Genomic DNA, 14100 nt, shown 5'->3' with positions numbered 1-14100 from the left:
AAAGCTCAATGCTCGTCCTTCCGCGGTTCCCGGCTGTGGCCGGCGTCAGCTACGAATTGGCGCAGCGGGTAGTTTGGGTCCCCCAGCGCCCCTTCCGTGATCACCGAGCCATGTATGGCATGGGTCACATTCAAGAGGAAACTACCACAATAACTGCTTCACGTTTCGTTCAATGAGGGCCCGTTTCATGCCTGCAGCCAGATTGTTATCTGGGCCCGCGTCACGATTTCGACGTCGGCGACACTATGGCGCGTACTGCCCCACTCGCGTTGTGAGGCCTCAGCGGGTGCTAACGAAGACGAACTTGAGCTAGGAAGATCGCATGAGGCGCGCGACGAGTTCGCGCCAGGATTCCGTGAGCCTCTTCGGCGAGATGCCGTGAACCCTCACGTCGTTGACGATTCGTTCCGGGTCCAGCGCGGAAAGCAGCGACATCGCCATGACCCACGGATCCGCGATATCGGCCTCCCGCAGCAGGACCTCGATGTGCCGGTGGGCAAGGACCGTGGCCGGGACATCAAAGCGATTCCGGGCATTGGTTGCGGCCGCTTTCAGGAGCTCACCATTTTCCAGGATGAAGTAGATGCGGCCCTCGCCGAAGGCCATCAGCCGTTCACTGGGTGTCCCGCCCGGACCCAAGGGTGGTGGACCAAACATGAAGCCGCGCTGGAATTCAGATTCAGAGTCACTCAGAAGGGTCATCATCAGGCCGGCCCTGCTACCGAAGCGACGGAACACGGTCCCCTTGCCAACCTGGGCCTTGCAGGCGAGCGCGTCCATGGTGAGTGCTTCCACGCCGAACTCGTCAACCAACTCGCGGGCAGCGCAAAGGAGTCGCTCGCGATTCCGGGCGGCATCGCTGCGCTCATGCGGCGGACCTAAGGGCACGTCCGGCTGGATTGGGATCGAGCTCACAAGAAACATTCTAGACCCGGGAATAGAAACCGGACCGCGGTCCGTTTAGTATCAGTGAAGGTCCAAACACTTACTAAGGAGACACCATGTCAAAGAGCACCGTTCTTACCCTCGTCGGCAGCCTCCGCGCTGATTCCCACAACAAGAAGCTCGCCGAGGCCATCCAGCTGAACGCACCGGAAAACGTCGAAGTCCAGATCCACGATTCCCTCGGCACCATCCCGTTCTACAACGAAGACATCGACGTCGAAGGCCAGGTTCCCGCCGAAGCTGCGGCCCTTCGCGCTGCGGCAGCAAACGCCGACGCCCTTCTCCTCGTCACCCCCGAGCACAACGGCACCATGCCCGCATCGCTGAAGAACGCCATCGACTGGCTGTCCCGCCCCTACGGCGCCGGCGCACTCAGTGGCAAGCCGACCGCCGTCGTCGGAACCGCTTTCGGTCAGTTCGGTGGCGTATGGGCGCAGGACGAAGCCCGCAAGGCAGCTGGCATTGCTGGCGCCAAGGTCCTCGAGGACGTCAAGCTCGCCGTCCCGGGTTCCATGATCCGCTTCGCTGAGCTCCACCCGAAGGACGACGCCGAGGTTGTCGAGCAGATCAAGGGCATCTTCGAGCCCCTGACCGCCGTTCAGGAAGAAGAAGCCGCAGCCTAGTTTCTTCGCTCTCCTTGCCCCCGCTCCCGCGCCTGCCACTTCGCAGTGCGGGGCGGGGGGCATGTGCGTTTCCGGTGTCTACGGGATGCAGCGTGATCAACTCTTGTCCGAACCGTCACCGTAGCGGCATTTTGCTCCGGGTCCCACCGGCCTAACGTTGAACTACAGGCGGACGGACAGGAGCGTGGGGCTGTCATGGGTGCCGGGCGGAGACCAAAAAGCACGACGGCGATCGCGGCTGCCTGCCTTGTGTTGAGTCTGTGGCTGGCTGGCTGTACTTCGGACCCAGGGACCCTGCCCTCCGCCGGTGATACTTCATCTGCTCCTGTGGTGGGGCCATCGGGTTCCGCGCGAGATGCTGCGGTGGATGAGGCTTCCGACGCCCCGTCTGCAACATCCACCGCAACGGGAAGCGGCACTGCGACTCGTCCGGATGCGCTCGCCACTCCCTCTACCCCTTCGGGCTCCAGTGGTGCTGGCTCTGGTTCTGGTTCCGGATCGGGGTCTGGCTCTGGCTCTGGCTCTGGCTCTGGCTCTGGCTCTGGCTCTGGCTCTGGGGTCGACCCTACGTCTGGGCCGAGTGCCGCCGTCGCGCCTTTACCCGCTGCCACGCCAAGCCCTTCACCGACGGCTGTTGCGCCCGTTGCCCGGGCTGCGACCGTACCCCAAGACCTGAATTTGGGGCCGGCGGTGTACTACGTTGCCGTTGACGACGGGGGTGCAAGAGGTGTTCGGTTCGGCTGCAACGACAGCCTGGTGCCTGTCCGCGGCGCCCTGGTGCCCGGTGACCCTTTGACGCTGGCGCTGAGCCGCCTGCTGGAAGCTGGCATGCCCATGGACACCGGCGCGGGCCTCTACGATTCGTTGGCTAATTCCTCGTTGCACTTCGTGTCCGGCTACATCAGTGGGGCAACAGTTGTGGTGAATTTGAGTGGAACGCTGCGACCCGGTGGGGTCTGCGACATCCCGCGCATCGAAGCCCAGTTGACCCACACCGTCGTCTCCGCCAGCGGGGCATCCCGAGCCGAAATCTACGTCAATGGCAAGACTTTGTCTGAGGCGCTGAGCCTGCGCTAGCACGGGGACCCTCCGGATTTCTTGAGGGCTTCTGGCCGCAAGCTCTCAAGCTGTGGCCTCAAGCCGCAAGCTCTCAAGCTGTTGCGATGGCCAGCACCCGCCGTAGTGCCCACGCCACACGGAGCAGCGCCAATACGGACGCGAAGGTGAGGACGAAGACAACTGACTCCGGAATCCAGAGTCCCCTGGGACCATCTCCCTCCAGTACCACGGCGACAAGGGCAGCCACCACCAGCAGGCCAAGGCCCGGTATGGCGAACAGGAACACTTCTCCGATTTGGCGGCGATGCAAGGCGGTGAGCTTCTCCAGGGGAAGCTCACGCTGCCCGGGGGCCGCCTTTTTACCGAGCACGTTGATGAGCATGGAGACGCTGGTAAGCGTGAGGCCAGCGGTAGCTCCAGCCAACGTAGCGAGGGTCTGGAACAGGGTTCGACGCGCACCGGGATCGACGCCCTCCAGCATCAACGGCTGCTTCAACAGCCATGCCAAGCCCAGCCACATCAGCACAGCCAGAACCGCCCATGCATAGTCTGCTGGCGGATGGAGCAGAAACCACCTCCACACCGTCCGGCGGCGCCCGGCGTGTTCTACGTCAACGTCGTACAAGCTCATGGTCCGCGCCGCCTTCTGATCCCTCCGTTGGTTTCGCGTCCCTAGGTTTCGCCTTGGCGGGTTCCTCCTTTGTGACCGCAGCCAGGGCTTCCCGCACTGCGGCCATCCCACCTGCGACGATGTCCGGCACAGGGACCGAATCTGCGGAGCCTCTGATTTCCGGCAGTGTGAGGGCGAAGAATGCTTCGTTGTCCCTGGCCTGTCTGTTGAGAATTGCGACTGCCTCAGCAGCGGACTTCCGGGGGTCGTTGAAAACGTCGGGATCCACTTCGATGTGGGAGATGAAACGCTCCTTCAGGAGATCGACCACCTCGCGGTCGCCGGTCAGGGAGTCTTTGCCCTCGGCTACCACGTAGTCGAAGTGCTCTACCGAGCCTGCCCTCCGGAACAGGTCAATCAGTTGCTGGATGCGGTCCCGGATCCGCTGCTTGTCCTCGGCCCTTCCCGAACGGCCCACGCTCAGGGAAATCCGGAAGGTTCCCTCGGTCACCAGGCGCGAGGCACTCTCCAGAACGTCAGCCCATTCTCCCTCCATCAACTTTCCCGAGAGGCGTTCAGCAGGAAGAGCGAACTCGAAGCGACTCACCTCAAGCCTGGTGAGGATCTCCTCGATATCCTCGCGGACCACCGGAACCAAGCCAGGTTCGAGCCCCAACATGCCTTCGAGGTACTCCCCCATCCTGGAAGCCCGCGGGCCATTGCCGCTGGTGAGCACGGCGATGACGTTGCGTTTGAGGAAGGCAAAGTAGGTGGTTTCCAGAAGATGGTCGCCCGGCGCCAAGGGGAGGGGCTTGCGGCGTCCAAGCGCATCTCCAACGCTGGGCAGGTTGCTGCTGCGGACCCGATCCAGGAGGATCACCGGATGCGGTGAGAAGGATGCAGTCTGAGCGACCAGCACCGTGCCGTCCATGCCGATGAAATGCCTGTCCGTCCCAGCCTCTTGTGCCTTCTTGAGTACCTCGGCCACGCGGCGCGCCGGAAACGGAGCGCGCAGATCCTCGCCATTCAGTTGGTCAATGCGCCAGAACTGCACACTGCGTCTTGCCATCCGCCCTCCCCGGCCCGCGGTCTTTGCTACTGATTCCAAGCTAATAGCGGGGTAAGACATTAAAGCCGGGTTCCGCCGTCGTGCGCTTTCCTCTGCCGCAAACCGCGCTGCTTAGGGCCGGTACTTGGGCCCCTGGGCAAAGAGCGCATCCATCTCGTCGTGGCTGCGGGTGCCCGCCAAGCCTGCCCAGTTACCGTCGCCCAGAATCTCCTTGGCCACCCGCGCGACTTTTGCGTAGGCAGCTTTAGCCGTATTTCCGCCGATGCTGACCCGCCGTATGCCGGCGTCGTGAAGTTCCAGCGGCGATGGCGCGCCTACTCCAGCCAATGCATTGAGTGGCGCGGGGATCTTGCTGGAGAGTTCATGCAGGACGTGAAGGTCCACCACTCCGGGAACGAAGATGCCGTCCGCACCCGCCGTGAGGTAGGACTCAGCACGGCGCAAGGTCTCTTCGTAGGCGTTATCCGGATACTCTCCGGAGAGGTATGTGTCCGTTCGGGCATTGATGAACAACGGGATTCCGCGCTCGTCCGCTACGGCACGGATCAAAGCGATACGCCGCGATTGTTCCTTGATGTCCGTCAGTGGCTCCGCGGCCGAGTCCTCGATGTTGATGCCAATCGCGCCTGCATCCAGCACGCCGTGCACGGTGGCACGCAGTTCGTCATCTGTTCGCCCGTATCCAGTTTCGATGTCGGCAGTAACCGGCAGTTTGGTTGCCCCTACCACCCGCCCCAGCGCCGCCATGGCCAATCCCCACGGCACGTGGTCACCGTCCCGGAAACCCAGGCTCCAGGAAACCGCCGAACTTGAGGTGGCTATCGCCGTCGCACCAGCCTCCTGCACCACGCGGGCCGAAGCCGCATCCCAAACATTCACCAGAACCAGCGGCGTGGGTCCGGCGTCGTGAAGCTTGTGGAAGAGTTCGGCCTTGGTCACGGATCCCCGGTGCAGTGTCATAGCTACATTCCAGCCCCTAGCGTTCCCGGCGTAAAGGAAACCCTGCAATTCGGCGCGTTCTTGAAAACATATGTTGCCTAATTAGCAACCTTCAGGAGTATCCTGTCACTGTGACCCACGAAACATTGGACGCCGGCACCAAGCTGCCCGCTGAAGCCATCGACGCCATCGAGCGCGCCGCCACGGCCGCCACCCACCCGCACGAGGAGCTGTTCTCCGCGCGGGCCGCCAACATCAAGCAGTCCGCTGTCCGCGACGTCTTCGATATCTCCATGCGGCCCGGCCTTGTCTCGCTCGCAGGCGGGAACCCATACCTCCAATCGCTGCCCCTGGAAAAGCTCGGCCAGACCGCTGCCAGGATCATCGCCGAAGACGGGATGACCGCCCTGCAATACGGCGGAGGCCAAGGAACCGCGGAATTGCGCCAACAAGTCTGCGCGATCATGGCCGCAGAAGGCATCATGGACGCACAGCCTGAGAACATCGTGATTACTGCAGGTTCCCAGTCAGCGCAGGATGTGGCTACCAAGGTCTTCTGCAATCCCGGCGACGTGGTCCTCGTCGAAAACCCCACCTACGTTGGGGCCCTGAATACTTTCGAGGCTTACCAAGTGCAGGTGGAGCCAATCGAAATGGACGACGACGGGTTGGTACCTGAACTGCTTGAGGCCAGGATCGCCGCGCTCCAGTCAGAGGGCAAGAGCATCAAGTTCCTCTATACAATCCCTAACTTTAACAATCCCTCGGGCATCACCTTGGCGGAAGCGCGCAGGCAGCAGATCGTCGATATATGCCGCAAGGCGAATATTATCGTCCTGGAGGACAACCCCTACGGCCTGCTGCGCTTTGACGGTCACCCCATCGCACCGATGCGGGCTGCAAATCCAGACGACGTCATCTACTTGGGGTCCTTCTCCAAGATCTTCGCACCGGGTCTTCGCATTGGCTGGGCCTTGGTGCCCGCCCACCTGCAGCGTCGTTTCTACCTGGCCTCCGAAGCAGTCACGCTTTGCCCCCCGCCCCTGAACCAAATGCTTGTATCCGCATATTTGCGTGACTACGACTGGCAGGGGCAAGTCGAAACCTACCGGGGCCTGTACGCGGAACGCTGCAATGCCCTTCTCAGCGCCTTGGACGAATACATGCCAGCCGGCGTCTCGTGGACACGCCCTGACGGTGGATTCTTCGTCTGGGTCACGTTGCCTGAAGCCGTGGACACCTACCCTTTGTTGAAGAAGGCCATCGACGCGGGGGTTGTTTTCATTCCCGGCGCAGCTTTCTCGCCGGCAGATGGCCCCTCCAACAAACTCCGTCTGGCGTTCAGTGCTGTGCCGCCGGATACGATTGCCGAAGGCGTACGTCGTCTGGCCCCTGTTCTCGCAGAGGCCATCAAAGCCACCACTGAAGGAGCAGCACTATGACCGGGGTTGTCATTGTAGGAGTAGACGGTAGCGAGACGGCGATGAGGGCGGCCAAGGCTGCCCAGCAACTGGCCATCGGGCTTGGCGCCAGTCTTCGCGTCGTGAGCGCTTTTGACAGCAACAAGACCGAGGTAGTTGAGATCGGGACCGACAAATGGATCGTGTCAGACGCTGCCGAAGCCGAAGCCGTCGCCCGCACCGTGGCGGAGCGCCTGGCTGACGAACGTCTCGAGGTAACGTACTCGGCTGCCCGCGGCAAGCCCGGTGAAGCCTTGGTCAAAGAAGCAGAAATGCTCGAAGCGCAGTTGATCGTGGTGGGTAACCGGCGCATGCAAGGCCTGGGTCGCGTCCTCGGCAGCGTGGCCAACACGGTTGCCCACAATGCTCCTTGCGATGTCTACATCGCCAAGACCGACCAGCCGTAAAGCGAGCTGAATCACGCCGCCGGGTGGGGAGCCTCACCCGGCTTTTGGCCTGATTTTGGCCTGCCCCGCGAAGTCATCGTTATAAAATTGAGATGCCCCCAATGGCGTGAGCCATCCTCCATCAACTGACTTCAGGGGACTTCACTTGCTTACTTTGCAGCCGCGCCAGCGCGTTGGACACGACATCCTGCTTGCCCGCCACGGCAACAGCATCAGCACGATGCGTTTTGACCGCGCGAATGACCGCATCATCGCGATGCTCGACGACGGCTCCTGGGACAGCGCCCCCAACATGATTTCACCCAGCCTGAACATGCCGGAAACTTTCGGCACCGTCATGCGCAAGGACTGGCGGTTCCTCTCCCTCGCCTGCGCCGCAATGATCACCGTCGCAGCCATCGCTATGGGCATCAGCGTGGAGATGGCAAACCACATGTCCACCACCGAACTTCAGGCGTTGCTGGTCAACTACCCCGCGTTCTAAAGCGGGTCCCTAACAGCAGGTGTCCGGAGGGCTGCCCTCAGAGCATCCACTCTCGTAGCAGCCACCACAATCCTGCGATGACGGTGCCGCCGAACAAAGAACCGGCGACGACTTGGCCGAGCGTGTGGGCGCGAAGCACCACCCGCGACCACCCCACGGCCGGAACAATGACCAACAGGGGCAGCCAAGCGGGCCCAAACATCAAAACTGTAATGACGGCAGCGGCGGCGATGGCCGAAGCGTGTCCACTCATCTTCCAAAAAGCACTCACCACCGCCAGAACGGCGATGCCTCCGAGCAGGGCGATGATCATCACTGAAACGCTCATCGGACCCCCAATCAGCTGAAGCACCCCAACGCCCGCAAGCACGGAAATCAAGGCAAGCCACAGCAACGGGGGCCGCTGCCGGCGGTCGCTGACGTGATGATCGGTGATTCTGCCCAGCCTGATCATCACCAGCACGTACGCCAACGGCAGAACACAGACGAAGAGGGCTCCCAGCAACCCAAAGCCCATGGTGCCGGGAAACCCGGGTTCGATAGCCGGACTGATCAGCAGTAGCGCCGTCACTACAATGGGCGGCTGGAAGGCCTCCGTCAGAACGCTGGCGACAGTGCGCCAAGGTCCTGACAGCAACTGGGCAGGCACATGACCAGACTTGCCAGCGGCCGTACTTGTGGCGGCCGCCGGGCGATCAGTCAAGCAACCCGGATCAGTCAAGCAACAGCGCCGGTTCTTCAAGAATGGCAGCTACGTCGGCCATAAAGCGGGCCGAGAGATCGCCGTCCACAACGCGATGGTCAAAGGACCCACCCAGCGTGGTGATCCACCGCGGGATCACTTCCCCGTCCAAGACCCACGGCTTCTGTTTGATGGTTCCAAACGCAATGATGGCAACCTCACCGGGATTGATGATGGGCGTACCCGTATCAATGCCAAGCGCACCGATGTTGGTGATGGTCAGGCTGCCACCCTGCATCTCGGCAGGCTGCGTCTTGCCCGCACGGGCCTTGGTGGCGAGATCGTTGAGGGCGAGGGCCAGCTCCTTCAGGGAGAGGTCCTGGGCGTCCTTGATATTGGGCACCATCAAGCCACGCGGTGTCGCAGCAGCAATACCCAGGTTCATGAAGTGCTTGATCTGGATCTCCGCACCACCATTGCCATCGGCATTCTCCACCCACGTGGCGTTGACACTGGGGTTCCGCGCGGCGGCCCAAATGACTGCCTTTGCCAAAATAAGCAGCGGAGATACCTTGATGCCCTCGAAGTCCCGCGAAACCTTGAGCCGCTTGACGAACTCCATGGTCCGGCTCGCGTCGACGTCAACAAAGATGCTGACGTGCGGTGCCGTGAACGCGGACTCCACCATGGCCTTGGCGGTCGCCTTACGCACACCCTTAACAGGTACGCGCTCGATCCTCTGGTCCTGCGGCTTCTTGGAAGCACCCCAGAACGACTCCGCCTGATCAAGCTCAGCGTCACGCTGCGCCTGATAGCTGACCAGGTCCTCGCGGGTCACCTCTCCCCGCTGTCCCGTCGCTACGACGTCGGCAAGGTCAATGCCGAGATCGCGGGCGAACTTGCGCACCGGCGGCTTCGCCAAGACCTTGTTGACGAGCCCGCTGATGGTGCCACTGATGGCGGCACCGCGTGATGCGGCGGTCTGGGCCGTTGACGCTCCCGTCGCTGCTACTTCTGGCGTCGTGACTTCTGGCGCTTGGGTAACGGGCGCTTGCTTTACGGGCGCTTGGTTGACCGGCCCGACGATGGCGCGTGCCGCCGTCGGGCGTTGAGGCACCGGCGTCTGTGCTGCTTGGGCAGCCAGAACCGCTTGGTGGTCCTGGACTGTACCTTCGGCGTTTTCGGCGACCGTGGTTGCCTCGCCAGTACCGGCTGGACGCTTGCGCGCACGGCGCCTCACGGCGTCGGCCTTGGGGCCGGAACCCACCAGCGGGCCGCCTGCCGGGCCGTTTTCGCCACTGTCAGTATCAGCGGGAAGCTTGCCGTAGAGAGGGGCCTCGACGGCGGGAGCCGCCGCCGGAGCCTGGGTCACAGGCGCTGCATCCCCGGGCTGGTTGTCTGAAACGGCGATTATTGCCGTGCCAACCTCAACCGTGATGCCTTCCTCGACCAACAACTCGGTGACCGTTCCGGCGAAGGGCGACGGGAGCTCAACGAGCGACTTCGCTGTCTCGATCTCGCACAGGACATCGTTGATGGCAACGGTGTCGCCGGGCTTGACCTTCCAAGCCACTACCTCGGCCTCGGTAAGGCCTTCGCCGACGTCCGGCAGGTTGAATTTCTTTACAGTCACGGTGGTCCTCGATTTCCGTCTGCCCGGCTGTGAAGCCGGACTGGATCAGGGCGGTTTAGTAAGCCAGGGAGCGGTCGAGCGCTTCGAGGATCTTGTCGATGTCCGGCAAGTAGTCCTCTTCAACCTTGGCCACGGGATATGGCATGTGGAAACCGCCAACGCGGATCACAGGTGCTTCAAGGTGCAGGAACGCCCGTTCGCTGATCCGGGCGGCAATTTCTCCGCCGATGCCCCCGAACGTGGGTGCTTCGTGGGCGACGATCAGGCGGCCGGTCTTCTTGACCGACGCCTCAACGGTGTCGAAGTCCAAAGGCGAGATGGAGCGGAGATCAATGACCTCGATGCTGCGTCCATCCTCGATTGCGGCGTTTGCTGCAGCCAGGGCAACCGGAACCAACGGGCCGTAGGCCACAATCGTGGCGTCCGTACCTTCACGGACCACGTGTGCTTTGAAGGGGTCTTCTGACAGGCCTGCATTCTCAACATCCACTTCGCCTTTGAGCCAGTAGCGGCGCTTGGGCTCGAAGAAGATCACGGGGTCCTGGCACTCAATGGCCTTCTGGATCATCCAGTAAGCATCGTGCGCGTTGGACGGCGAAATGATACGGAGGCCAGCGGTGTGCGCGAACAACGCTTCCGGGGATTCGGAGTGGTGCTCGATCGAACCGATGCCGCCACCGTACGGGATCCGAATAACCACAGGAACAGTCAGCCGGCCATGGCTGCGGGCATGGATCTTGGCCAACTGCGTGGTGATCTGGTTGAAGGCCGGATAGACGAAGCCATCGAACTGGATTTCGCACACAGGAGAGTAGCCACGCAAAGCGAGCCCAATCGCAGTACCAACGATGCCGGACTCGGCCAGAGGGCTATCGACGATACGGTCCGCACCGAATTCCTTGATCAGGCCGTCCGTCACCCGGTAAACGCCACCGAGGTGCCCGATGTCCTCGCCCATCAAGAGGGACTTCGGGTTGCTCTTCAGCGATGCGCGGAGACCTTCGTTGATGGCCTTTGCAATGGTCATTGTTGCCATCAGTTAGCTGCCTCCTGTTCGGTTTCGAAGCCTGCCGAGTATTCTTCGAACCACGCCTGTTCCTCCGCAATCAGCGGGTGTGCTTCGGCGTAGACGTTGGCGAAAGAATCGCGGATGTCCGGCACCTCAAGGCCATGCGTGGTGCTGCGGACATACTTGGCCAGCTCATCGCCGTCGGCCTGCACCTGATCGAAGAAGGCTTCATCGGCGAGCCCTTCAGTCCTCAGGTATTTCTCCAAACGCTCCAGCGGATCCTTCTCACGCCACGCGGCTTCTTCAGCCAGTTCGCGGTACTTGGTGGGGTCATCAGCTGTAGTGTGTGCGCCAACCCGGTAGGTGTAAGCCTCGATGAGCACAGGGCCCCTGCCTTCACGGGCATGCTCAAGGGCCCATTCAGTGACGGCATGGACGGCAATGACGTCGTTGCCGTCCACGCGGATGCCCGGGAAACCGTAGCCCTTGGCACGGTTGGCCAACGGGACCTTGGTCTGGACTTCGGTGGGTACGGAGATGGCCCAGTGGTTGTTCTGGCAGAAGAAAACAACCGGGGCATCGTACGAGGCAGCGAAAACCATTGATTCGTGGACGTCGCCTTCGGAGCTGGCGCCGTCACCGAAGTAGGCAATCACGGCAGCCTTGGGATCATTGGACTCACCGGCAACCGCGAGCTTCTGGTCCCGCTGGATGCCCATGGCGTAGCCCACGGCGTGAAGTGTTTGGGCGGCCAGGACCAGGGTGTAGAGGTGGAAGTTGTTCCCGCGCGGGTCCCAGCCTCCGTTGGAGACTCCGCGGAACTGTTTCAACAATTCAGCAAGGTCCACGTTTCGCACCAGGGCGACACCGTGTTCACGGTAGGTGGGGAAAATGTAGTCCTGGGGCTGGCTGGCGTGTGCCGAGCCGATCTGGGCGGCCTCTTGGCCGGTCAGCGGCACCCACAATGCGAGCTCGCCTTGACGCTGCAGAGCGGTGGCTTCCTGGTCAAAACGGCGGATCCTGGCCATGTCGGCATAAAAGACGCGGAGCTTTTCCGGGTCTATCCGTTTGGCATAGTCAGAGAAGACGGGATCGGTGCCTAGCTTTCCGTCAGGGCCGAGCAACTGGACCATCTCTACGGGTTCACCCGAGGCAGCTACAGCCGCTGAGGTTGCCGCCAGAGTTTCGTCGGTCCCGGGGGGCAGTTGTGTCGAGCCCATTCCGTCTCCTTGCTTGCCGCAGCTAGTGCCGGGCAATGTCTGTCGCTGGGATATATGCCCATTCCGGAATGCATTCCGGAATGGGCATATATTTTGGCTTTCATCCTTACTTTATCGGCAGTAAGTAGCGTAGGCGCATTTGTTAACCGCTAGGAACTGTGCGGAGCCTTTGTATAACCTGCACAGAGTTTCAGGAACCGTGTATTGGCTTCCACTTCACCAATGCTGACCCGCACTCCCTCATTGCCGAAGGCCCGGACAGACAAGGCCTGCTCGGCTGCCAACGCCGCAAACTCGCCGCTGTTCGCGCCTAGGTTCAACCAAACGAAGTTCCCTTGGGCTTCCGGCACGAACCATCCGAGATCGCGGAGACCCGAGGTGACGCGGTCTCTCTCGTCCACCAGGCTTTGTACCCTTTCGACAACCTGGTCGAAATTCTCGAGGGATGTAATCGCGGCGCGTTCTGCAATTTGCGAAACGGCGAAGGGTGTAGCCGTGACGCGAAGGTGCTGGGTGAGCTGTGGGCCGGAAACACTGTAGCCAACGCGCAGTCCTGCCAACCCGTGGGCTTTGGAGAAAGTCCTCAGCACCACAACATTGGGGTATTTCCGGTAGAGCTTGATCCCGTCTACAGCAGCTTGGTCGCGGACGAATTCCTGGTAGGCCTCATCAATCACCACCACCACGTTGGGCGGCACCGACTGGATGAACCGCTCCGTTTCCTCAGCCGTAAGGATGGGCCCGGTGGGGTTGTTCGGGGTGCAGAGCAGGATCACCTTGGTGCGCACAGTAACCGCTGCAGCCATGGTTTCGAGATCGTGACGGCCATCCGGAAGCAACGGAATCTGCACGCTGGCCGCGCCGGCAAGGCCCACACAAATGGGATAGGCCTCGAAGGAGCGCCAGGCGTAGATCACCTCATCCGACTTGCCGTCGTCATTCTGGCCCGCAAAGGTGGCAAGAATCTGGTTGAGTGCGCCGAGGCTTCCTGCACCGGTGACGACGTCGTCAGCTGGGACATCAAGGAAGTGAGCCAAAGCATTGCGCAATTTGGTTGCAAGGGGGTCTGGGTAGCGGTTGATGTCGGTCTGATCTGCGATGGCCTGCAACACTGCAGGGATCGGAGGCAGCGGGTTTTCATTGGACGACAATTTGTAGCTGGTGAGGCCCTCGATCGCAGCGGGGGGTTTACCAGCCGCGTACTTGGGGAGCCTGTCCACGACCGGTCGAGGGAGTACGCCCTCCGGTGCGTTGTCAGTAGTAGTCATGGATTCAAGCCTACTTGCACGCCTGCGGCGTTTGGGGTGTTCGGCCGCCAACGTTCATCCTCATCAAGCTACCTCTCCTTTAGTGATGTCCCAGCCGAGCCACAGACGAGTGTGAAAGCATGGGCGCATGGGTTCATTCATCGTTCGCGTCCTGATCAATGGTCTAGCTCTGTGGATCGCCAGCTGGCTGTTGGAGGGACTGGAGATCTCCTCCTCTGCCACTGAGAAGGCGGCAGCCAACGCGGGGATCACAGAGGGCGCGGATGCAGCAGGCATCGTCTTGGCTTACCTCTTTATCGGCCTGATTTTTGGGGTGGTCAACGCGTTCGTGCGCCCGCTGGTGAAGATCCTGTCCCTCCCTGTGACGATCCTGACCCTGGGGCTGTTTACGATCATCATCAACGCAGCCATGCTGTACCTGACAGCGTGGCTGAGCAGCTTTACGCCTGTGCACCTCACCATTGACTCGTTCTTCTGGACAGCCATCCTCGCCTCGATCATCATCAGCATCATCAGCCTGGTTGCCGGCCTCATTCCAGGGGCCCGCAAACGCTAGATGCAGTTCCCGCAACTGGCGATCCACGTACCGCTTGGGCTGCATTGACCATCGGACTGTATTACCGCGCACTGTACTTACCGTGCCGCGCATTTGCGGTGCCCTGTACTAACGGCGCGCTGTACTGACGGCGCCC

The 14100-nt window shown here is 61.6% G+C and carries 15 protein-coding genes; 6 read left to right on the top strand and 9 right to left on the bottom strand.

Annotated elements, in window-relative coordinates; translation table 11 throughout:
* Nucleotides 1-309 precede the first annotated feature (309 nt).
* The gene (locus KSW38_RS17725; protein WP_216926255.1) at nt 310-915 is read right to left on the bottom strand and encodes a TetR/AcrR family transcriptional regulator; all 606 of its coding nucleotides are present in this window, start codon (nt 913-915) and stop codon (nt 310-312) included.
* A gap of 86 nt (nt 916-1001) precedes the next feature.
* Here KSW38_RS17725 and KSW38_RS17720 point away from each other — a divergent pair, with 86 nt between their 5' ends.
* A complete protein-coding gene (locus KSW38_RS17720; protein WP_216926254.1) occupies nt 1002-1568 on the top strand; it encodes an NAD(P)H-dependent oxidoreductase in 567 nt (188 codons plus the stop codon).
* 690 nt (nt 1569-2258) lie between these two features.
* Nucleotides 2259-2645 (top strand): GerMN domain-containing protein, encoded by a 387-nt coding sequence (locus tag KSW38_RS23525; RefSeq protein WP_308169432.1) that lies wholly within the window; start codon nt 2259-2261, stop codon nt 2643-2645.
* Between the two features lie 73 nt (nt 2646-2718).
* Here KSW38_RS23525 and KSW38_RS17710 read toward each other — a convergent pair whose 3' ends face one another.
* The 3 genes from KSW38_RS17710 to KSW38_RS17700 form a co-directional block, all read right to left on the bottom strand.
* A complete protein-coding gene (locus KSW38_RS17710; protein WP_216926252.1) occupies nt 2719-3258 on the bottom strand; it encodes a hypothetical protein in 540 nt (179 codons plus the stop codon).
* Nucleotides 3239-4306, bottom strand: coding sequence for a hypothetical protein (locus KSW38_RS17705; protein WP_216926251.1), 1068 nt, complete (start codon nt 4304-4306; stop codon nt 3239-3241). Before KSW38_RS17705 ends, KSW38_RS17710 begins: the two co-directional genes overlap by 20 nt.
* Before the next feature lie 111 nt (nt 4307-4417).
* Complete coding sequence (locus KSW38_RS17700; RefSeq protein ID WP_216926250.1) at nt 4418-5266, bottom strand: isocitrate lyase/PEP mutase family protein; 849 nt, start codon at nt 5264-5266, stop codon at nt 4418-4420.
* A 110-nt stretch (nt 5267-5376) separates the two neighbouring features.
* Between KSW38_RS17700 and KSW38_RS17695 the strand changes: the two genes are divergently transcribed.
* From KSW38_RS17695 to KSW38_RS17685, 3 genes are all read left to right on the top strand, one after another.
* Entirely contained in the window at nt 5377-6687 is a 1311-nt protein-coding gene (locus tag KSW38_RS17695) for an aminotransferase-like domain-containing protein (RefSeq protein WP_216926249.1), read from the top strand.
* Nucleotides 6684-7112: a universal stress protein gene (locus tag KSW38_RS17690; RefSeq protein WP_216926248.1), complete on the top strand. Its 429-nt coding sequence runs from the start codon at nt 6684-6686 to the stop codon at nt 7110-7112. Before KSW38_RS17695 ends, KSW38_RS17690 begins: the two co-directional genes overlap by 4 nt.
* A 145-nt stretch (nt 7113-7257) precedes the next feature.
* On the top strand, nt 7258-7596 hold the full coding sequence (locus KSW38_RS17685) for a hypothetical protein (RefSeq protein WP_254186652.1): 339 nt from the start codon (nt 7258-7260) through the stop codon (nt 7594-7596).
* 37 nt (nt 7597-7633) lie between these two features.
* Here KSW38_RS17685 and KSW38_RS17680 read toward each other — a convergent pair whose 3' ends face one another.
* The 5 genes from KSW38_RS17680 to KSW38_RS17660 all read right to left on the bottom strand — a co-directional run bounded on the left by KSW38_RS17680 (nt 7634) and on the right by KSW38_RS17660 (nt 13408).
* Nucleotides 7634-8230: a phosphatase PAP2 family protein gene (locus KSW38_RS17680; protein WP_216926346.1), complete on the bottom strand. Its 597-nt coding sequence runs from the start codon at nt 8228-8230 to the stop codon at nt 7634-7636.
* A gap of 79 nt (nt 8231-8309) precedes the next feature.
* A complete protein-coding gene (locus KSW38_RS17675) occupies nt 8310-9911 on the bottom strand; it encodes a dihydrolipoamide acetyltransferase family protein (protein ID WP_216926247.1) in 1602 nt (533 codons plus the stop codon).
* A 55-nt stretch (nt 9912-9966) separates the two neighbouring features.
* Complete coding sequence (locus KSW38_RS17670) at nt 9967-10947, bottom strand: alpha-ketoacid dehydrogenase subunit beta (protein ID WP_216926246.1); 981 nt, start codon at nt 10945-10947, stop codon at nt 9967-9969.
* Nucleotides 10947-12140, bottom strand: a complete 1194-nt coding sequence (gene pdhA, locus KSW38_RS17665; protein ID WP_223947246.1) for a pyruvate dehydrogenase (acetyl-transferring) E1 component subunit alpha — start codon at nt 12138-12140, stop codon at nt 10947-10949. Before pdhA ends, KSW38_RS17670 begins: the two co-directional genes overlap by 1 nt.
* Nucleotides 12141-12289: 149 nt before the next feature.
* Nucleotides 12290-13408, bottom strand: coding sequence for a histidinol-phosphate transaminase (locus KSW38_RS17660; protein ID WP_216926245.1), 1119 nt, complete (start codon nt 13406-13408; stop codon nt 12290-12292).
* A 127-nt stretch (nt 13409-13535) separates the two neighbouring features.
* Here KSW38_RS17660 and KSW38_RS17655 point away from each other — a divergent pair, with 127 nt between their 5' ends.
* Nucleotides 13536-13964, top strand: a complete 429-nt coding sequence (locus KSW38_RS17655) for a phage holin family protein (protein ID WP_216926244.1) — start codon at nt 13536-13538, stop codon at nt 13962-13964.
* The last annotated feature ends 136 nt before the right edge of the window (nt 13965-14100 follow it).

It is taken from the genome of Paenarthrobacter aromaticivorans (assembly GCF_019038615.1).
GTDB classification, from domain to species: Bacteria; Actinomycetota; Actinomycetes; order Actinomycetales; family Micrococcaceae; genus Arthrobacter; species Arthrobacter aromaticivorans.
The sequence above is the reverse complement of the archived record's forward strand: the minus strand, read 5'-3'. Positions and strand labels throughout refer to the sequence as shown.

Excerpts from the sequence above, each read along its gene's own strand:
- pdhA (WP_223947246.1), bottom strand. The coding sequence starts at position 12,140 with ATGGGCTCGACACAACTGCCCCCCGGGACCGACGAAACTCTGGCGGCA.
- KSW38_RS17720 (WP_216926254.1), top strand. The coding sequence starts at position 1,002 with ATGTCAAAGAGCACCGTTCTTACCCTCGTCGGCAGCCTCCGCGCTGAT.
- KSW38_RS17700 (WP_216926250.1), bottom strand. The coding sequence starts at position 5,266 with ATGACACTGCACCGGGGATCCGTGACCAAGGCCGAACTCTTCCACAAG.
- KSW38_RS17655 (WP_216926244.1), top strand. The coding sequence starts at position 13,536 with ATGGGTTCATTCATCGTTCGCGTCCTGATCAATGGTCTAGCTCTGTGG.
- KSW38_RS17660 (WP_216926245.1), bottom strand. The coding sequence starts at position 13,408 with ATGACTACTACTGACAACGCACCGGAGGGCGTACTCCCTCGACCGGTC.
- KSW38_RS17705 (WP_216926251.1), bottom strand. The coding sequence starts at position 4,306 with ATGGCAAGACGCAGTGTGCAGTTCTGGCGCATTGACCAACTGAATGGC.
- KSW38_RS17690 (WP_216926248.1), top strand. The coding sequence starts at position 6,684 with ATGACCGGGGTTGTCATTGTAGGAGTAGACGGTAGCGAGACGGCGATG.
- KSW38_RS17670 (WP_216926246.1), bottom strand. The coding sequence starts at position 10,947 with ATGGCAACAATGACCATTGCAAAGGCCATCAACGAAGGTCTCCGCGCA.
- KSW38_RS17710 (WP_216926252.1), bottom strand. The coding sequence starts at position 3,258 with ATGAGCTTGTACGACGTTGACGTAGAACACGCCGGGCGCCGCCGGACG.